This is a genomic window from Enterobacter cloacae complex sp. ECL414 (genome assembly GCF_021869685.1).
Lineage (GTDB): Bacteria > Pseudomonadota > Gammaproteobacteria > Enterobacterales > Enterobacteriaceae > Enterobacter > Enterobacter kobei.
Window position 1 is genome coordinate 3,756,730 of sequence record NZ_CP091481.1, and the last position, 16,667, is coordinate 3,773,396.

The following is a 16,667-nucleotide window of genomic DNA, read 5'->3' on the forward strand; positions in this document are numbered from 1 at the left end:
TTTTACAGCAGCGGCGGGATCGTCGGCACCTGCGGTGCCTCGTCAATATCCTTCTGCGTCATACGAAACGCTTCCGGATAATGTTCACGGCTGGTGCGGCGCAGCGGCTCGGTATCGCGCCAGGTATAGAGACAATGCTGGCACTGATAAACCGTCCAGACCCCCTTCACGGGTGATGTCGCCATCACTTCAATATGTTCATCGGCACAACGTGGACAAATCATCTTTTCCTCCTTATTGACGTGCTGCCAGCATCGCGGTCAGTTTTTCAGCCCAGGCTTTGGTCTCAGGCAGATCCTGTACCGGCTGGCTATAGTGGCCTCGGGTGTCCGGGGCGACAGGCGTCGTCGCATCAATAATCAGTTTGTCGGTAATGCCCGCCGGGCTGGAGCCTGGGTCGAGTTCAAGCACCGACATGTTCGGCAGTTGAACCAGATCGCCTGCCGGGTTGACCTTCGATGACAGCGCCCACATCACCTGCGGGAGGTTGAACGGGTCAACATCTTCATCCACCATAATCACCATCTTCACGTAGCCCAGGCCATGCGGCGTAGTCATGGCACGCAAACCGACCGCGCGGGCAAAACCGCCGTAACGCTTTTTGGTGGAGATAATCGCCAGCAAACCGTGGGTGTACATCGCGTTCACCGCCTGCACTTCCGGGAATTCGGCTTTCAGCTGCTGGTATAACGGCACGCAGGTGGCTGGGCCCATCAGATAGTCAATTTCGGTCCACGGCATACCGAGGTACAGGGATTCGAAAATCGGTTTCGTGCGATAAGAAACTTTATCAATACGTACCACCGTCATATTACGGCCACCGGAATAGTGCCCGGTAAACTCTCCAAACGGCCCTTCGATTTCACGTTTACGACCTTCAATCACCCCTTCCAGGATCACTTCAGAGCCCCACGGTACATCGAAGCCGGTTAACGGTGCGGTGGCAATCGGGTATGGGCTTTCGCGCAGGGCACCCGCCATCTCATATTCTGACTGATCGTATTTCAGCGGCGTCGCGCCCATCAGGGTGATGATCGGATCGTTGCCGAGAGTAATTGCAATCGGCAGATCTTCCCCACGCTCTTCCGCTTTATGCAGATGCAGGGCGATATCGTGCATCGGCACCGGCTGCAGGCCGAGCTTGCGCTTACCTTTCACCTCCATGCGATAAATGCCGACGTTCTGCTTGCCGAAATTATCCGGGTCAAGCGGATCGCGCGAAACAACGCACGCTTTGTCGAGATAAAAACCACCGTCTCCGTCATTCAGGCGAAACAGCGGCAGGATGTCGAACAGGTTGATGTCTTCACCGTCCACCGTATTCTCAGCCCAGGCCGGGTTGGCGCGGCGCTCCGGTGCGATGGGGAATTTATCCCAGCGGCGGATAAACTCGTCGATCTGTTTTTTTACCGGGGTATTCGCAGGCAGCCCCATCGAAATGGCGTGGTTCTGCCAGGAGCCGATGGTGTTCATCACCACGCGGGCATCGGTAAACCCGCGAATATTGTCAAACCACAGCGCGGGCGCACCGTCGCCAATGCGACCGGTGGCGTTGGCTGCCGCCGCCAGATCCGGCTCCGCATTCACCTCTTCCTCAATTTTCAGCAGTTGCCCTTGCTCATCGAGTGCATGCAGAAAGCTTCTCAAATCATCAAATGCCATTTTTATTCTCCTGTGAAAAATCTTTCGCCTCCCGCAGCCCATTCCAGCGGCGTGCCTTTTTATGCTCCAGACCAAACTGGTCGAGCACGCGGGTCACGATATGCTGGGTGATGTCATCGGCGGTCTGCGGATGGTTGTAATACGCAGGCATGGGCGGCACCATCGCCACGCCCATTCGGGAAAGCGCCAGCATGTTCTCCAGATGGATGGTGCTGAGCGGCGTTTCGCGGGGAACCAGCACCAGCTTGCGCCCCTCTTTCAACACCACATCCGCCGCACGGCCCACCAGCCCTTCGGCGTAGCCTGCGCGGATCCCCGCCAGCGTTTTCATGCTGCAGGGAATAACGATCATGCCGTCGGTACGAAACGACCCGGAGGAGATAGTGGCGGCCTGGTCAGCCGGGCTGTGGACAACGTCAGCCAGCGCAGCAACGTCCTGCGCGGTGTAAGGCGTTTCCAGCTCGATGGTGGTTTTAGCCCACTTCGACATCACCAGATGCGTTTCCACCTCAGGCATCTCCCGCAGCGCCTGCAGCAGCGCCACGCCCAGCGGAGCCCCCGTCGCCCCCGTCATTCCCACGATCAATCTCATTCATCACCTCAATTAATTTGTTCGTGTACGAACATTATAGGTAAACTACTCCCGGATCGTTTTTCTGGCAAGATCGTTCGCATACGATCACACTAATTGCTAAAAAATGCCGCGTTATCATCCCGGGCTTTAGCGGCTATCATAGGGGGAGATATTTTCCGTCGGAGTGTTCATGGAACTAAGACAAGAGGCGTTCCACCTGTTACGTCAGCTTTTTCAACAGCATACCGCGCAGTGGCAACATGCCTTACCGGAGCTAACCAAGCCGCAGTATGCGGTTATGCGCTCTGTTGCCGAGCATCCGGGCATTGAACAGGTGGCATTGACCGAAGTGGCAGTCAGTACGAAAGCGACCCTGGCGGAAATGCTGAGCCGCATGGAGGCGCGCGGGCTGGTCAAACGCGAGCATGACCCCGCCGATAAGCGCCGCCGGTTTGTCTTCCTGACACCAGAAGGCGAAGCCCTGCTTGAAGGCTGCAAGCCGGTAAGCAATGAAGTAGATGAGGCATTTTTAGGGCGCCTGAGTCAGGCCGAGCGGGAGCAGTTCTCCGCGCTTATCAAGAAAATGATGCACGATTAATTCACGCTGGCGCGCATAAAATCAATAAAGGTGCGTACTTTCGCCGGCACGTGCCGGGCATCCGGATAAACCGCGTAAATGCCCTGCCGCGCGAAGGTATATTCCGGTAAAACCGGCACCAGTTTTCCCGTATCCAGCGCATCGCGCACCAGCCATTCCGGCAGTAATGCCACTCCACCTCCGGCGAGTGCAAAGGCCATAAGAGCCTGCGCACTGTCGGCAAACAGGCGCGGCGCTTTTTTTATCTCCAGCGTGTCGGGCAAACCACCGGCATTTTTCACCTGCCAGCGCAGCGGCGAGGTTAAGCGCTCGTGGATAATCCAGTCCGCATGGGCAAGCTGCGCCAGCGATGCGATCGGATGAGTACCGAGCCACTTGGGTGTCGCAACGGGCAGGATCGAAAAGTGCGCGATCAATGCAGCGTGATAGCGTGAATCGGTAAGCGTTCCCAGTCGGATAGCCACATCAAAGCGCTCTGAGATAAGGTCGGCATGCAGTGATGACGAAACATGACGCACGCGAAGATCCGGGTGCTGCTGGCTGAACCTTGCCAGCATCGGCACCACGACCTGTGAGCCATACTCAGGCGTGGTCGTGATCCGCAACTCCCCGGTGAGCCCGGCATGATTCGCGCGGACATCATCCTGCAACTGTTCTGCATCCTTCAGAAGCGCGACGCTGCGTTGATGAAAAAGAGTACCCGCGTCGGTTAACGTCAGGCGGCGGGTGGATCGCAGCAACAGGGTAACGCCCAGTTCGGCTTCGAGCTGACGAATATTGAAGCTGACCACGGCTTTTGTCAGCCCCATCGCCTCAGCTGCCGCAGTGAAACTGCCGGTGTCTGCCACCGCAACAAACATCTGCGTCCGCTGTAAGTTAATCATCATCACGCCTTTTACCGTCAAAATATTTTTGACAGTATATCGCGCTTTGTCTGGTTTATCCGTGCCTGGCGCGTCGATACGATACGCCTCCTCACGGGAGGAACCACCATGACCTATCGCAGCAAAGTCGCCGTTGTCTATCTGCTGGGCTTTTTTCTTGATTTGATTAACATGTTTATTGCCAGCGTTGCTTTTCCGGCAATGGCTCACGCCTTTCACGCCACGCCTTCAGCACTTGCCTGGGTCAGTAACGGGTACATTGCTGGTCTGACGCTGGTGATCCCGTTTAGCAGCGTGCTCACGCGCCGAATCGGACCGAAGCGCGTCATCCTGCTCTCGCTTTTTCTGTTCAGCGCTGCCTCTGCTGCGGCAGGCTTGTCTGCCACGCTGGAAAGCCTGATTGCCTGGCGAGTGTTACAGGGGGTGGGAGGAGGCTTATTGATTCCCGTTGGACAGGCGTTGACCTGGCAACAGTTTAAGCCTCACGAGCGAGCCAGACTCTCCTCAGCGGTTATGCTGGTCGCACTGCTTGCCCCCGCCTGCTCCCCTGCTATGGGAGGCGTGCTGGTGCAAACGCTAAGCTGGCGATGGATATTTTTCGCCACGCTCCCGGTTGCCATCGTGACCTTTGTTCTGGGCTGTTTGTGGCTTAAACACGAACAGCCCGCGATGAAAGCAAGCCGGCTGCTAAACCTGCCTTTACTTGCGGACCCGCTTTTGCGTTTTTCCATGCTGGTCTATGTCTGTGTACCAGGCATATTTATTGGTGTGAACGTCACGGGTATGTATTACCTTCAGAGCGAGGCCAATATGACACCCGGCGCAACGGGAATGCTGATGCTGCCGTGGTCTGTGGCATCGTTTGTCGCTATCACGGCAACGGGACGCTATTTTAACCGTATTGGTCCTCGTCCCCTTGTCGTCACAGGCTGTCTGCTCCAGGCGCTGGGCGTTCTGCTTTTACTGAGCGTCGGTCCGGCCAGCACAGCGCTGTTACCCACCCTTGCCTTTGTGTTGATGGGTGCAGGGGGAAGTCTTTGCAGCAGCACGGCTCAAAGCAGCGCTTTTCTGACAACGCGCCGGGAAGATATGCCGGATGCCAGTGCGCTGTGGAATCTTAATCGTCAGTTGAGTTTTTTTGTGGGAACCCTGCTGCTGGCGCAGGTCCTCAACCTTGCGCAGGCCTGGCTCCCCCCGCTCGCCGCGTGGCACGGGATGTTTATTTTTGCCGCAGGCATGACCTTACTGCCTGTACTGTACGTTTTTCGTCTTAACAATACGCAGGTGCTCACCCAGCTGCGACAGGAGAATTCATGACGCCTTTCGAACACGAGATTATCGAGCTCCACATTGCACTTGAAAACTGGCTAGGCAAAGGCGAAGGCGATTCCGACGCCCTGCTCGCCCGTTTTCGGTCTGATTTTCTGATGATCCCACCCGGTGGGGTCCATATAGACTACAACGGGCTTGTTCGTTTTCTGGATAACCAGCGCGGAAGTCGTCCTGGGCTTAAGATCGTCATTGACGAATTATCGACGCGACAGAGCTGGGATGATGGCGCGGTGCTTCACTACCAGGAGACGCAAACCCGCCCGGATCACTCTATCAACGTGCGCTGGTCAACCGCAGTGCTGAATCAGGAAGATGGCAGGATCACATGGCGTCTGCTGCACGAAACGGCGCTGCCATAGCACAAAAGAAAAAGGCCCGTCTCACGACGGGCCTTTTTTGACGAAAGGTTGCTTATTCGCGGAACAGCGCTTCGATATTCAGACCTTGCCCCTGCAGGATTTCACGCAGGCGGCGCAGACCTTCAACCTGAATCTGACGAACACGTTCACGAGTCAGACCAATTTCGCGGCCAACATCTTCCAGTGTCGCAGCTTCATACCCCAGTAAACCGAAACGACGTGCCAGCACTTCACGCTGTTTGGCGTTCAGTTCGAACAGCCATTTGACGATGCTCTGTTTCATGTCATCGTCCTGCGTGGTGTCTTCCGGACCGTTGTCTTTTTCATCGGCCAGGATGTCCAGCAGCGCTTTTTCGGAGTCGCCACCCAACGGGGTGTCAACGGAGGTAATGCGCTCGTTGAGACGCAGCATACGGCTTACGTCATCAACCGGTTTATCGAGTTGTTCGGCAATTTCTTCTGCGCTTGGCTCGTGGTCCAGTTTATGGGACAACTCGCGCGCGGTGCGCAGATACACGTTCAACTCTTTGACGATGTGGATCGGCAGGCGGATCGTACGGGTCTGGTTCATAATAGCCCGTTCGATGGTCTGACGAATCCACCAGGTCGCGTAGGTTGAGAAACGGAACCCGCGTTCCGGGTCAAACTTCTCAACTGCGCGGATGAGACCTAAGTTGCCCTCTTCAATCAGATCCAGCAGAGCCAGACCACGATTGCCGTAACGGCGGGCAATTTTCACGACCAGTCGCAGGTTACTTTCGATCATGCGACGACGCGAGGCAACATCACCACGCAAAGCACGACGTGCGAAATAGACTTCTTCTTCGGCCGTTAGCAGTGGGGAGTAACCAATCTCCCCAAGGTAAAGCTGAGTCGCGTCCAGTACACGCTGTGTGGCGCCCTGCGATAACAGCTCTTCTTCAGCCAAATCGTTATCACTGGGTTCCTCTTCTACTAAGGCTTTTTCGTCAAAAGCCTCTACTCCGTTCTCATCAAATTCCGCATCTTCATTTAAATCATGAACTTTCAGCGTATTCTGACTCATAAGGTGGCTCCTACCCGTGATCCCTGAACGAGACACCCTGGCTGGCATGCCCCGTCAAATTATCGCTGCGGCAAATACTGCAGCGGGTTTACGGATTTCCCCTTGTAACGAATTTCAAAATGCAAGCGTGTAGAACTGGTTCCGGTGCTACCCATGGTAGCGATTTTTTGCCCCGCCTTAACTTCTTGTTGTTCCCGGACCAGCATTGTGTCGTTATGGGCGTAGGCACTCAGGTAATCATCATTGTGTTTGATGATGATAAGATTACCGTAACCGCGCAGAGCATTACCGGCATACACAACGCGTCCGTCTGCGGTCGCGATGATAGCCTGTCCTTTACTGCCTGCGATATCGATCCCTTTGTTCCCACCCTCAGAAGTGGCGAAGTTTTCGATAATCTTGCCGTCAGTTGGCCAGCGCCAGGTAGTGATTGACGAACTGGCATTCTGACTGCTTGCAGTCGGTTCAGTAGAGCTAACCACAGGTGCCGTAACCGGTGCTGTGACAGTAGTCGCAGTCCCTTTATTATTCGGCAACATTTTGTTAGCAGTCTGATCACCTGAATCCTCAGAATACGTAATTACAGGTTGTGAAGCAACCACCGTGGTGGATTTTTGTGCAGGCTTAACGCTGTTATTTTGTGCGGTCACATCGGCCGCTGAAACCGTGTTGCCAGGCGTCAGTGGCGTACCCGTTGCGTTGCCCACCTGGAGCGTTTGCCCAACCTCCAGACCATACGGGGCCTGGACGTTGTTACGCTGTGCGAGGTCACGGAAATCGTTCCCGGTGATCCAGGCAATATAGAACAGCGTATCGCCGCGTTTCACGGTATAGGTGCTGCCGCCGGTATAGCTGCCTTTCGGAATGTTCCCATACTGACGGTTATACACGATGCGGCCATTTTGGGTCTGAACAGGCTGTTCAACTGGCTGAATCTGTGTTGGCTGCGTCATTGGGCGCTGAACTGGCTGGATTGACGGATTTTGTTGCGCCGTGGCAGTTCCCATTTTAGGCGGAGGCGTGATCAACATTCCGCTGGACGTGTTACCCGAGCCGCTGTTTCCGCCGACGGAACTGACGGGCGCAGGCGCATTGTTAGAACTTGTACAGCCAGCCAGCCAGAGCGAAACCAGTGATAATGCCGCAACACGGCTGATGGTGAATTTAGGGCTTCCCGCGCTCATTTATCCCCCAGGAATGTGTTAACTACCAGTGACTTAAAATTTACCGTGATGGCACGAATCTTTCGCGCCACACCATACGCTGAATTTGCCTTAATAACCCTGGATAAATCCGAGTCTCAGGCCAACTCCCCCTTTACCAGAGGCACAAAGCGCACGGCTTCCACGGTGTCGATAATAAACTCGCCGCCACGTCGACGAACGCGCTTCAGGAGCTGCTGCTCATCGCCGACGGGCAGAACAAGAATGCCCCCCTCATCCAGCTGCGACAACAGGGCTGCAGGAATTTCAGGCGGGGCTGCCGTCACGATGATGGCGTCGAACGGGGCGCGAGCCTGCCAACCCTGCCATCCATCACCGTGTCGTGTCGAAACATTGTGTAAATCAAGTTGTTTCAGGCGACGACGCGCCTGCCACTGTAAACCTTTAATCCGCTCAACGGAGCAGACATGGTGCACCAGATGCGCCAGGATCGCGGTCTGATAACCCGAGCCGGTGCCAATCTCCAGCACGCGCGAATTGGGCGTGAGCTCAAGCAGCTCCGTCATGCGCGCCACCATGTAAGGCTGCGAAATCGTCTGGCCTTGCCCAATAGGCAGCGCCACGTTTTCCCACGCTTTGTGTTCAAACGCCTCGTCTACAAATTTCTCACGCGGAACCTGGGCAAGCGCTTCAAGCACATGCTCGTCGCGGATCCCCTGTGCGCGAAGTTGTTCCAGAAGAGTTTGTACACGTTTGCTTACCATTGCGCGTTCACTCCTGCGCGATCCAGCCAGCCCGACACCACATCTTGCGCACTATACGCCGTTAAATCTACGTGCAGTGGCGTAACGGAAACATAGCCTTCATCCACGGCGGCAAAGTCGGTATCCGGACCCGCATCGCACTTATCGCCAGGAGGGCCAATCCAGTAAAGCGTGTTGCCGCGAGGATCCTGCTGCGGGATAACCTGATCGGCAGGATGACGGCTGCCGCACCGTGTGACGCGAATGCCTTTAATTTCATCCAGCGGGAGATCCGGCACGTTGATGTTCAGAATACGCCCGGTACGCAGCGGCTCGCGGCCGAGCGCCCGCAGGATCGAGCAGGTCACCGCAGCGGCGGTGTCGTAGTGCGTGTGGCCGTTTAACGAAACCGCCAGCGCCGGGAACCCCAGATGACGACCTTCCATTGCGGCCGCCACGGTACCGGAGTAAATCACGTCGTCGCCGAGGTTCGGCCCGGCATTAATACCGGAGACAACAATATCCGGACGCGGTCGCATCAGGGCATTCACGCCCAGAAAGACGCAGTCGGTCGGTGTGCCCATCTGTACGGCAATATCGCCATTTTCAAAGGTAAAGGTGCGAAGCGACGACTCCAGGGTCAGTGAGTTAGACGCTCCACTGCGGTTACGATCGGGCGCCACAACCTGCACATCCGCAAATTCACGGAGGTGCTTCGCCAGGGTCTGAATGCCTGGCGCGTGGATCCCGTCATCGTTACTCAGCAATATTCGCATAATCACCCGAGGTGTTGATAAGTTCCCTGACAACGCTGGTGGCAAAGCTACCGGCCGGCAGCCAGAAGCGTAACTCGACGGTGACGTCATCCCACCAGTTCCAGCTTAGCTGCTGCGGGTAGAGCAGCATCGCGCGGCGTGCTGCTTCGACTTTTTCCCGCACCAGCAAAGATTGTAATGCCTGCGCATCGGCGACAGCCGTCTGCTCAGCGCTCAGCGCGTCGCCCTGCGTCCCCCACTCACCGGAGCCAGGTAACGCGGCGGTAATCATCAGCGATTTCGCGTCCACGCGCGACTGCACATCGGCCATTTCGTCGGCCGTTGCCACAAACCAGCTTCCGCGTCCCGCTAATTGTAGCGCATCGCCAACAACAACTTGATTCGCGTCCGGTTTTTTCAGCCTTTCGCTCACAATCTGATTAAACAACGCACTGCGGGCCGCCGACAACCAAAAACTGCGCTTATTCCTGTCGCGCACCGGCGCATCGCTTTGTGCCCAGCGCAGCGCGCCCTGCAGGTTACTGCCGCCAATGCCAAAGCGCTGGGCGCCAAAGTAGTTCGGTACGCCGCGTTCATTGATGGCGTTGAGGCGTTTTTCAACGTCTGAACGGTCGGACACTTCACGCAATACCAGCGTAAACGCATTGCCTTTCAACGCCCCCAGTCGCAGTTTGCGCTTGTGACGGGCGTATTCCAGCACTTTACAGCCTTCCAGCTCAAACTGGCTTAAATCAGGCATCGTATTGCCGGGAACGCGCGCACACAGCCACTGTTCGGTGACGGCGTGTTTATCTTTCTGTCCGGCGAAGCTCACCTCGCGGGCATGAATTTTGAGGAATTTTGCCAGCGCATCGGCCACAAACCGGGTATTGCAGCCGTTTTTAAGAATTCGTACCAGGATATGTTCGCCTTCACCGTCCGGCTCAAACCCCAAATCCTCAACCACCACGAAATCTTCAGGGCTGGCCTTCAGCATGCCAGAACCCAGCGGTTTACCGTGCAGATAAGTCAGGTTATCGAAGTCCGTCATTTGGCAGCCTTCACCAGCAGCGCCACAGCTTCACAGGCAATGCCCTCGCCGCGACCGGTAAAGCCCAGCTTCTCGGTGGTGGTGGCTTTGACGTTCACGTCGTCCATGTGACAGCCCAGATCCTCAGCAATAAACACGCGCATCTGCGGTATATGCGGCAGCATTTTCGGCGCCTGAGCGATGATCGTCACGTCGACGTTGCCCAGCGTATAGCCTTTGGCCTGAATGCGGCGCCAGGCTTCGCGCAGCAGTTCGCGGCTGTCTGCCCCCTTAAACGCCGGATCGGTGTCCGGGAACAGCTTGCCGATATCCCCCAGCGCAGCGGCACCCAGCAGGGCGTCGGTCAGCGCATGCAACGCCACGTCGCCATCAGAATGCGCCAGCAGACCTTTTTCGTAAGGAATACGTACGCCGCCAATGATAATTGGGCCTTCTCCGCCAAAGGCGTGTACATCAAAACCGTGTCCAATTCGCATTATGCCTTCTCCTGATGGGTCGAACGGGTAAGATAAAATTCCGCGAGCTGTAAATCTTCCGGGCGCGTCACTTTTATATTATCAGCGCGTCCTTCAACCAGTTCGGGGTGAAAACCGCAATACTCCAGCGCGGAGGCTTCGTCCGTGATGGTCGCCCCTTCTTTAAGCGCACGCGTTAAGCAGTCGTGGAGTAATTCGCGGGAGAAAAATTGTGGCGTCAGCGCGTGCCAGAGATCGACGCGCTCAACGGTGTGGGCGATAGCCTTCTTGCCAGGCTCGGCGCGCTTCATGGTGTCACGCACCGGAGCGGCCAGGATGCCCCCCACTTTACTGGTTTCACTCAGCGCCAGCAGGCGCGCCAGATCGTCCTGATGCAGACACGGACGTGCGGCGTCGTGCACCAGCACCCACGGCGCGTCTCCGGCAGCCTGAATGCCCGCCAGCACGGAATCGGCGCGCTCGGCGCCGCCGTCAACAACGGTAATCTGTGGATGGTTTGCCAGCGGTAGCTGCGCAAAACGCGCATCGCCGGGGCTGATGACAATGATCGCTCGCGTCACCCGAGGGTGCGCCAGCAGCGCCGCCACGGCATGTTCGAGGATCGTTTTATCACCAATTGAAAGGTACTGCTTGGGACACTCTGTCTGCATGCGCCGGCCAAAACCTGCGGCCGGCACCACGGCACAGACGTCCGAAAAAGTTGCTGCCATGTCGTAATCCTGGGCCTGATTATCGATTATTTTGTGCTGAGCCCTGATTGCGTTTAGACGCATCCGGAACCAGACGATAAAAGGTTTCGCCCGGCTTAGTCATACTGAGTTCATTGCGTGCGCGTTCCTCAATCGCCTCCTGCCCGCCATTGAGGTCATCAATTTCAGCAAAGAGTTGATCGTTACGCGCCTTAAGTTTGGCGTTTGTTGCCTGCTGAGCCGCGACGTCATCGCTCACCCGGCTGTAGTCGTGCAGTCCGTTCTTACCGAACCACAACGAGTATTGCAGCCAAATCAGCAAAGCCAGCAACAGCAGCGTTAGTTTACCCATCCTGCCCCCTGAAAAAACGGCTTCATCATCCCATAACTTTCCGCTGGACTCTACTCTGGGGTTTTAATTATGCCGCAAGTTAACCCATCAGCCATAAAAATAGCAGCCCAAATATGATGACTACGGCGGCGATAGTGAACACGGCACTATACAGGAGCCTGCCATTGAACAGGGAGTGCAACGCAATGCCGACGACAACCGCGACGGGCATTAGCGCCAGGAAGAAAGGCCAGGTGTAGAGGAAGAAGAACAGCGTATTGCCGCCATACATAAGAAACGGGATGCCAAGCGCCAGCAACCAGGAGACGAAGCCAATAATGGCCCCGGGAAATGACCAGGTCGTTTCGTCGTCGGTCGCGAGCGGCTCCGACCCGGTGGTGATAATGTAGTTTTCACTGTTGCGCATAGCTAATCCTGTGACCGTGACTCATCGTTCGGAAAGACAGCTCCCGAACGATACCGCCTCAGGATCTGATAATATCGTCCCGTCTGAGCAGGTCTAATAATTGGCTTACTAAATTTGTTACCAATTGTTGACCTTCCAGGTGAATCTCAGGCGATTCAGGCGCTTCGTAAACCGCGTCAATTCCGGTGAAGTTGCGCAGTTCGCCGGCACGCGCTTTTTTGTACAGCCCTTTCGGGTCGCGAGCTTCGCAGACCGCCAGTGGCGTATCGACAAACACTTCGATAAAGCGATCCGGCCCCACGCGCTCACGCACCATCTGGCGCTCAGCACGATGCGGCGAGATAAACGCCGTTAACACCACCAGCCCCGCATCCGCCATCAGGCTGGCGACTTCTCCCACCCGGCGAATATTCTCTTTGCGGTCGTCGTCGCTGAAGCCTAAATCGCTGCACAGACCATGACGGACATTATCCCCGTCCAGCAGGTAGGTGCTCACGCCCCTCTGATGCAGCGCCTCTTCCAGCGCGCCCGCTACCGTGGATTTACCGGAGCCAGACAGCCCGGTAAACCACAGCACAACCCCACGATGTCCGTGGAGTTGCTCACGCTGCACGACGGTGACCGGATGAGGATGCCAGACGACGTTCTCATCATGTGCGGCCATTATTTGCCTCCCAGCAGATCGCGGGCGCCCCAGTGCGGGAAGTGCTTACGCACCAGCGCGTTCAGCTCCAGTTCGAAGGCGCTGAATTCAGAGGCGACGGTCGCCTGCTCGTTTGGCTCACGAACCATCCCCGCACCGACGGTGACGTTAGTCAGACGGTCGATAAAGATCAGGCCGCCCGTTACCGGGTTCTGCTGATACGGATCCAGCACCAGCGGCTCATCGAAAGTCAGATCCACCAGGCCAATACCGTTCAGCGGCAGCTCGCTCACGTCACGCTGGGTGAGATTGTTGATGTCCACCTGGAACTGAATGCCGTCCACGCGGGCGCGCGTTTTCTTGCCCGCAATTTTGATGTCGTAGCTCTGGCCTGCGGTCAGCGGCTGTTCCGCCATCCAGACCACATCCACAGACGCGCCCTGCACTGCTGCCAGCGTTTCCTGCGCGTCGACCAGCAGATCGCCCCGGCTGATATCAATCTCGTCTTTCAGCACCAGGGTGACCGCCTCCCCTGCCCCGGCTTCCTGGAGGTCGCCGTCGAACGTCACGATGCGCGCGATTGCCGATTCTACGCCGGAGGGCAGCACTTTGACACGCTGTCCCACCTTCACGGAGCCGGAGGCAATCGTGCCGGAGAAGCCGCGGAAATCGAGATTTGGACGGTTAACGTACTGCACCGGGAAGCGCATCGGCTGGGTATCAACCACGCGCTGAATTTCAACGGTCTCCAGAACTTCCAGCAGCGTCGGGCCGCTGTACCACGGCATATTCGCACTCTGGGAGGCGACGTTATCGCCTTCCAGCGCGGAAAGCGGCACGAAACGGATATCCAGATTACCCGGCAGCTGTTCGGCAAAGGTCAGGTAACTCTGGCGGATCTCCTCAAATTTCTCTTCGCTGAAGTTCACCAGATCCATCTTGTTGACCGCCACGACCAGGTGTTTGATCCCCAACAGCGTGGAGATAAAGCTGTGACGACGGGTTTGATCCAGCACGCCTTTACGGGCGTCGATCAGCAGGATCGCCAGGTCGCAGGTCGACGCGCCGGTCGCCATATTACGGGTATACTGCTCGTGCCCCGGGGTGTCGGCGATAATAAATTTGCGCTTCTCCGTTGAGAAATAGCGATAGGCCACGTCAATGGTGATGCCCTGCTCGCGCTCCGCCTGCAAACCATCCACCAGCAGCGCCAGGTCGAGTTTTTCACCCTGGGTACCATGACGTTTGCTGTCGTTGTGCAGAGAAGAGAGCTGATCTTCGTAAATCTGGCGTGTATCGTGCAACAGGCGACCAATCAGGGTACTTTTCCCGTCATCCACGCTGCCGCAGGTCAGAAAACGCAGCAGACTTTTGTGTTGTTGCGCGTGCAGATACGCTTCCACGCCGCCTTCGTTGGCAATTTGTTGAGCAATAGTGGTGTTCATGGCGGCTCCTTAGAAATAACCCTGACGTTTCTTCAGCTCCATGGAGCCTGCCTGGTCGCGGTCAATCACGCGCCCCTGTCGCTCACTGGTGGTCGACACCAGCATCTCTTCAATGATCTCCGGCAGCGTCTGCGCGTTGGATTCCACCGCGCCGGTCAGCGGCCAGCAGCCGAGGGTACGGAAACGCACCATCTGTTTTTTGATGACTTCGCCCGGCTGCAGGTCGATGCGATCGTCGTCGATCATCATCAGCATGCCGTCGCGCTCGAGCACCGGACGCTCAGCCGCCAGATACAGCGGAACGATCTCGATATTTTCCAGATAGATGTACTGCCAGATATCCAGCTCGGTCCAGTTGGAGAGCGGGAAAACGCGGATGCTTTCGCCTTTGTTGATCTGGCCGTTGTAGTTGTGCCACAGCTCCGGGCGCTGGTTTTTCGGATCCCAGCGGTGGAAACGATCGCGGAAAGAATAGATACGCTCTTTAGCACGAGACTTCTCTTCGTCACGGCGCGCGCCGCCGAAGGCGGCATCAAAGCCGTATTTGTTCAGCGCCTGCTTCAGCCCTTCGGTTTTCATGATATCCGTATGTTTGGCGCTGCCGTGCACGAAGGGGTTAATGCCCATCGCCACCCCTTCCGGGTTTTTATGCACCAGCAGCTCGCAGCCGTAAGCTTTTGCGGTACGGTCGCGGAATTCGTACATTTCGCGGAATTTCCAGCCGGTATCGACGTGCAGCAGCGGGAACGGCAGCGTACCCGGATAAAACGCTTTACGCGCCAGATGCAGCATGACGCTGGAATCTTTACCGATGGAGTACATCATCACCGGGTTAGAAAATTCGGCTGCCACTTCGCGGATAATATGGATACTTTCCGCTTCGAGCTGCCGCAGGTGAGTAAGTCGTTTTTGGTCCATAACCGTTCCTTAAGCCAGATTCACCACAGAGGAACCAAACCCCTCTGAGTCTGTAGTATGTTGAAACCAGGCGAGCGTACTGTGCAGCTGTACCACTTCCCCCACCACGATCAGGGCGGGCATCGGGGCATCTTTCGCCAGGTCTGCAAGTTCGAGTAATGTGCCGATAGCAACATGCTGATCGACGCGGGTGCCGCGAGAAATCACGGCAACGGGCGTCGCTGCCTCGCGACCGTGCTGAATCAGCTGTTCGCTGATGTCTGCGGCTTTCATCGTGCCCATGTATATCGCCAGCGTTTGCCGGCTCTGGGCGAGATGCGACCAGTCAAACGGCGTGCTGTCGGCCTTGTAGTGCCCGGTCACAAAAGTGACGCTCTGCGCATAATCGCGATGGGTCAGCGGAATACCGGCATAGGCCGTTACTGCTGATGCCGCCGTAATGCCAGGCACCACCTGGAACGGCACGCCCGCTTCGGCTGCCGCCTGCAACTCTTCTCCGCCGCGTCCGAAGATAAACGGATCGCCCCCTTTCAGACGCACCACGGTTTTGCCCGCTTTGGCGGCAGCAATCAGCATCTGATTGGTGTCGTGCTGCGGCACAGAGTGCTCGCCTGCCCGTTTGCCGACGCAAATTTGCTCCGCGTCGCGACGAATCAGCTCGCGCACGCCGTCGGTGACCAGATGGTCGTAGAACACCACGTCCGCGTCCTGCAGCACCTGAAGGCCACGCAGCGTCAGAAGCCCGGCATCGCCCGGCCCTGCGCCCACCAGAATGATCTCCCCGTTCGTACTGCCAGGGTTATCCAGTTCGTCTTCAAGAATTTTCTGCGCCGCCGTCTCATTGCCGGCCTGCATCAGGCTGGCAAAGCGGCCGCGAAACACCCGCTCCCAGAAGCGACGACGTTCCGCCACGCTGGTCAGCCGGGTCTTCAGATGGTTACGCCAGTAGCTGGCTGTCTCCGCCATGCGCCCGAGGCTTGTCGGCAGCAGTGCTTCGATTTTTTCCCGCAGCACGCGCGCCAGCACCGGAGCGGTCCCGCCGGAGGAGATCGCCACCAGAAGCGGCGAACGGTCAACGATCGACGGGAAGATAAACGAGCATAACGGCTGGTCGTCCACCACGTTCACCAGACGGTAACGGGCCTGAGCGGCGTCGGAAACACGACGGTTCAGGTCGCGATCTTCGGTCGCCGCTATTACCAGCACTACGCTGTCGATTTGTGATTCGTCAAAATCCGCTTCTGCCACTACCCGCACCTGCGCCCCCGCACGTTGCAAAAACGCGATTTTGCGATCGGCAATTTCACCCGTGCCAACAACCAGCACCGGTTTCTCTTTAATCGCGGCAAATAAGGGCAGATAGTCCACAGGCAACAACTCACTAACAACGAGGAATAGAGGGACTATAGGGGGCGGCTTAGACCGAATGAAATTACGAATTGGAATGAGTAGTTACTCAATGGAATAACGATGTGAAAAAGTTAATATCAAAAAGTGCTTAACACGCGAATTTTCGGGCATTTAAGAGCAATTCAAATTGTGTATGGACGATCACAGTTTCATACTAGGCCA

General features: G+C 56.7%; 20 protein-coding genes. 3 read left to right on the forward strand and 17 right to left on the reverse strand.

The genetic code is table 11. The features are described from left to right. Positions 1 to 2: 2 nt before the first annotated feature. Genes L3068_RS18080 through L3068_RS18090 form a run of 3 tightly spaced genes read right to left on the reverse strand, consistent with a single transcriptional unit; the run spans position 3 to position 2,254 of the window. Positions 3 to 224: a non-oxidative hydroxyarylic acid decarboxylases subunit D gene (locus L3068_RS18080; RefSeq protein ID WP_003862116.1), complete on the reverse strand. Its 222-nt coding sequence runs from the start codon at positions 222 to 224 to the stop codon at positions 3 to 5. 10 nt (positions 225 to 234) lie between these two features. Next, positions 235 to 1,662: a non-oxidative hydroxyarylic acid decarboxylases subunit C gene (locus L3068_RS18085; protein WP_117580986.1), complete on the reverse strand. Its 1,428-nt coding sequence runs from the start codon at positions 1,660 to 1,662 to the stop codon at positions 235 to 237. Next, entirely contained in the window at positions 1,652 to 2,254 is a 603-nt protein-coding gene (locus L3068_RS18090; RefSeq protein ID WP_014885021.1) for a non-oxidative hydroxyarylic acid decarboxylases subunit B, read from the reverse strand. The genes L3068_RS18085 and L3068_RS18090 overlap by 11 nt, the downstream gene beginning before the upstream one ends. Before the next feature lie 172 nt (positions 2,255 to 2,426). On the opposite strand from L3068_RS18090, the gene L3068_RS18095 reads away from it, so the two are divergent. Further along, positions 2,427 to 2,834, forward strand: coding sequence for a MarR family winged helix-turn-helix transcriptional regulator (locus tag L3068_RS18095; RefSeq protein WP_023331181.1), 408 nt, complete (start codon positions 2,427 to 2,429; stop codon positions 2,832 to 2,834). Here the strand turns inward: L3068_RS18095 and L3068_RS18100 are convergent. Further along, a complete protein-coding gene (locus tag L3068_RS18100; RefSeq protein ID WP_117580988.1) occupies positions 2,831 to 3,718 on the reverse strand; it encodes a LysR family transcriptional regulator in 888 nt (295 codons plus the stop codon). The two genes, L3068_RS18095 and L3068_RS18100, sit on opposite strands and share 4 nt — an antisense overlap. Positions 3,719 to 3,826: 108 nt before the next feature. Between L3068_RS18100 and L3068_RS18105 the strand changes: the two genes are divergently transcribed. Together L3068_RS18105 and L3068_RS18110 are read left to right on the forward strand one after the other, a co-directional pair. Further along, positions 3,827 to 5,035, forward strand: a complete 1,209-nt coding sequence (locus L3068_RS18105; protein WP_117580990.1) for an MFS transporter — start codon at positions 3,827 to 3,829, stop codon at positions 5,033 to 5,035. Further along, the gene (locus L3068_RS18110) at positions 5,032 to 5,409 is read left to right on the forward strand and encodes a DUF4440 domain-containing protein (RefSeq protein ID WP_117580992.1); all 378 of its coding nucleotides are present in this window, start codon (positions 5,032 to 5,034) and stop codon (positions 5,407 to 5,409) included. Before L3068_RS18105 ends, L3068_RS18110 begins: the two co-directional genes overlap by 4 nt. Positions 5,410 to 5,461: 52 nt before the next feature. On the opposite strand, the gene rpoS is transcribed toward L3068_RS18110, so the two are convergent. The 13 genes from rpoS to cysG all read right to left on the reverse strand — a co-directional run bounded on the left by rpoS (position 5,462) and on the right by cysG (position 16,463). Then, positions 5,462 to 6,454 (reverse strand): RNA polymerase sigma factor RpoS, encoded by a 993-nt coding sequence (gene rpoS, locus L3068_RS18115; RefSeq protein ID WP_008499600.1) that lies wholly within the window; start codon positions 6,452 to 6,454, stop codon positions 5,462 to 5,464. A gap of 59 nt (positions 6,455 to 6,513) precedes the next feature. Further along, positions 6,514 to 7,638 carry a murein hydrolase activator NlpD gene (gene nlpD / locus L3068_RS18120; RefSeq protein ID WP_023338754.1) on the reverse strand — a complete coding sequence of 375 codons (1,125 nt, stop codon included), beginning with the start codon at positions 7,636 to 7,638 and terminating at the stop codon, positions 6,514 to 6,516. A 116-nt stretch (positions 7,639 to 7,754) separates the two neighbouring features. After that, a complete protein-coding gene (locus tag L3068_RS18125) occupies positions 7,755 to 8,381 on the reverse strand; it encodes a protein-L-isoaspartate(D-aspartate) O-methyltransferase (RefSeq protein WP_014885027.1) in 627 nt (208 codons plus the stop codon). After that, on the reverse strand, positions 8,375 to 9,136 hold the full coding sequence (surE, locus tag L3068_RS18130; protein WP_014885028.1) for a 5'/3'-nucleotidase SurE: 762 nt from the start codon (positions 9,134 to 9,136) through the stop codon (positions 8,375 to 8,377). Before surE ends, L3068_RS18125 begins: the two co-directional genes overlap by 7 nt. Further along, positions 9,117 to 10,166, reverse strand: coding sequence for a tRNA pseudouridine(13) synthase TruD (gene truD, locus L3068_RS18135; protein WP_023338755.1), 1,050 nt, complete (start codon positions 10,164 to 10,166; stop codon positions 9,117 to 9,119). Before truD ends, surE begins: the two co-directional genes overlap by 20 nt. Next, positions 10,163 to 10,642, reverse strand: a complete 480-nt coding sequence (gene ispF / locus L3068_RS18140; RefSeq protein WP_006811766.1) for a 2-C-methyl-D-erythritol 2,4-cyclodiphosphate synthase — start codon at positions 10,640 to 10,642, stop codon at positions 10,163 to 10,165. The genes truD and ispF overlap by 4 nt, the downstream gene beginning before the upstream one ends. After that, positions 10,642 to 11,352 carry a 2-C-methyl-D-erythritol 4-phosphate cytidylyltransferase gene (gene ispD, locus L3068_RS18145; RefSeq protein ID WP_117580994.1) on the reverse strand — a complete coding sequence of 237 codons (711 nt, stop codon included), beginning with the start codon at positions 11,350 to 11,352 and terminating at the stop codon, positions 10,642 to 10,644. The genes ispF and ispD overlap by 1 nt, the downstream gene beginning before the upstream one ends. A 19-nt stretch (positions 11,353 to 11,371) precedes the next feature. Next, positions 11,372 to 11,683 (reverse strand): cell division protein FtsB, encoded by a 312-nt coding sequence (gene ftsB, locus L3068_RS18150; RefSeq protein ID WP_008499609.1) that lies wholly within the window; start codon positions 11,681 to 11,683, stop codon positions 11,372 to 11,374. A gap of 79 nt (positions 11,684 to 11,762) precedes the next feature. After that, positions 11,763 to 12,089 (reverse strand): DUF3561 family protein, encoded by a 327-nt coding sequence (locus L3068_RS18155; protein ID WP_014885031.1) that lies wholly within the window; start codon positions 12,087 to 12,089, stop codon positions 11,763 to 11,765. A gap of 58 nt (positions 12,090 to 12,147) precedes the next feature. Further along, complete coding sequence (gene cysC / locus L3068_RS18160) at positions 12,148 to 12,753, reverse strand: adenylyl-sulfate kinase (protein WP_117580996.1); 606 nt, start codon at positions 12,751 to 12,753, stop codon at positions 12,148 to 12,150. After that, a complete protein-coding gene (cysN, locus tag L3068_RS18165) occupies positions 12,753 to 14,177 on the reverse strand; it encodes a sulfate adenylyltransferase subunit CysN (protein ID WP_014885033.1) in 1,425 nt (474 codons plus the stop codon). The genes cysC and cysN overlap by 1 nt, the downstream gene beginning before the upstream one ends. A 9-nt stretch (positions 14,178 to 14,186) precedes the next feature. Continuing rightward, the gene (gene cysD, locus L3068_RS18170; protein WP_008499613.1) at positions 14,187 to 15,095 is read right to left on the reverse strand and encodes a sulfate adenylyltransferase subunit CysD; all 909 of its coding nucleotides are present in this window, start codon (positions 15,093 to 15,095) and stop codon (positions 14,187 to 14,189) included. Between the two features lie 9 nt (positions 15,096 to 15,104). Then, positions 15,105 to 16,463 (reverse strand): siroheme synthase CysG, encoded by a 1,359-nt coding sequence (gene cysG, locus L3068_RS18175; protein ID WP_014885034.1) that lies wholly within the window; start codon positions 16,461 to 16,463, stop codon positions 15,105 to 15,107. Positions 16,464 to 16,667 lie beyond the last annotated feature (204 nt).

Excerpts from the sequence above, each read along its gene's own strand:
- L3068_RS18080 (WP_003862116.1), bottom strand. The coding sequence starts at position 224 with ATGATTTGTCCACGTTGTGCCGATGAACATATTGAAGTGATGGCGACA.
- L3068_RS18085 (WP_117580986.1), bottom strand. The coding sequence starts at position 1,662 with ATGGCATTTGATGATTTGAGAAGCTTTCTGCATGCACTCGATGAGCAA.
- L3068_RS18090 (WP_014885021.1), bottom strand. The coding sequence starts at position 2,254 with ATGAGATTGATCGTGGGAATGACGGGGGCGACGGGGGCTCCGCTGGGC.
- L3068_RS18095 (WP_023331181.1), top strand. The coding sequence starts at position 2,427 with ATGGAACTAAGACAAGAGGCGTTCCACCTGTTACGTCAGCTTTTTCAA.
- L3068_RS18100 (WP_117580988.1), bottom strand. The coding sequence starts at position 3,718 with ATGATTAACTTACAGCGGACGCAGATGTTTGTTGCGGTGGCAGACACC.
- L3068_RS18105 (WP_117580990.1), top strand. The coding sequence starts at position 3,827 with ATGACCTATCGCAGCAAAGTCGCCGTTGTCTATCTGCTGGGCTTTTTT.
- L3068_RS18110 (WP_117580992.1), top strand. The coding sequence starts at position 5,032 with ATGACGCCTTTCGAACACGAGATTATCGAGCTCCACATTGCACTTGAA.
- rpoS (WP_008499600.1), bottom strand. The coding sequence starts at position 6,454 with ATGAGTCAGAATACGCTGAAAGTTCATGATTTAAATGAAGATGCGGAA.
- nlpD (WP_023338754.1), bottom strand. The coding sequence starts at position 7,638 with ATGAGCGCGGGAAGCCCTAAATTCACCATCAGCCGTGTTGCGGCATTA.
- L3068_RS18125 (WP_014885027.1), bottom strand. The coding sequence starts at position 8,381 with ATGGTAAGCAAACGTGTACAAACTCTTCTGGAACAACTTCGCGCACAG.
- surE (WP_014885028.1), bottom strand. The coding sequence starts at position 9,136 with ATGCGAATATTGCTGAGTAACGATGACGGGATCCACGCGCCAGGCATT.
- truD (WP_023338755.1), bottom strand. The coding sequence starts at position 10,166 with ATGACGGACTTCGATAACCTGACTTATCTGCACGGTAAACCGCTGGGT.
- ispF (WP_006811766.1), bottom strand. The coding sequence starts at position 10,642 with ATGCGAATTGGACACGGTTTTGATGTACACGCCTTTGGCGGAGAAGGC.
- ispD (WP_117580994.1), bottom strand. The coding sequence starts at position 11,352 with ATGGCAGCAACTTTTTCGGACGTCTGTGCCGTGGTGCCGGCCGCAGGT.
- ftsB (WP_008499609.1), bottom strand. The coding sequence starts at position 11,683 with ATGGGTAAACTAACGCTGCTGTTGCTGGCTTTGCTGATTTGGCTGCAA.
- L3068_RS18155 (WP_014885031.1), bottom strand. The coding sequence starts at position 12,089 with ATGCGCAACAGTGAAAACTACATTATCACCACCGGGTCGGAGCCGCTC.
- cysC (WP_117580996.1), bottom strand. The coding sequence starts at position 12,753 with ATGGCCGCACATGATGAGAACGTCGTCTGGCATCCTCATCCGGTCACC.
- cysN (WP_014885033.1), bottom strand. The coding sequence starts at position 14,177 with ATGAACACCACTATTGCTCAACAAATTGCCAACGAAGGCGGCGTGGAA.
- cysD (WP_008499613.1), bottom strand. The coding sequence starts at position 15,095 with ATGGACCAAAAACGACTTACTCACCTGCGGCAGCTCGAAGCGGAAAGT.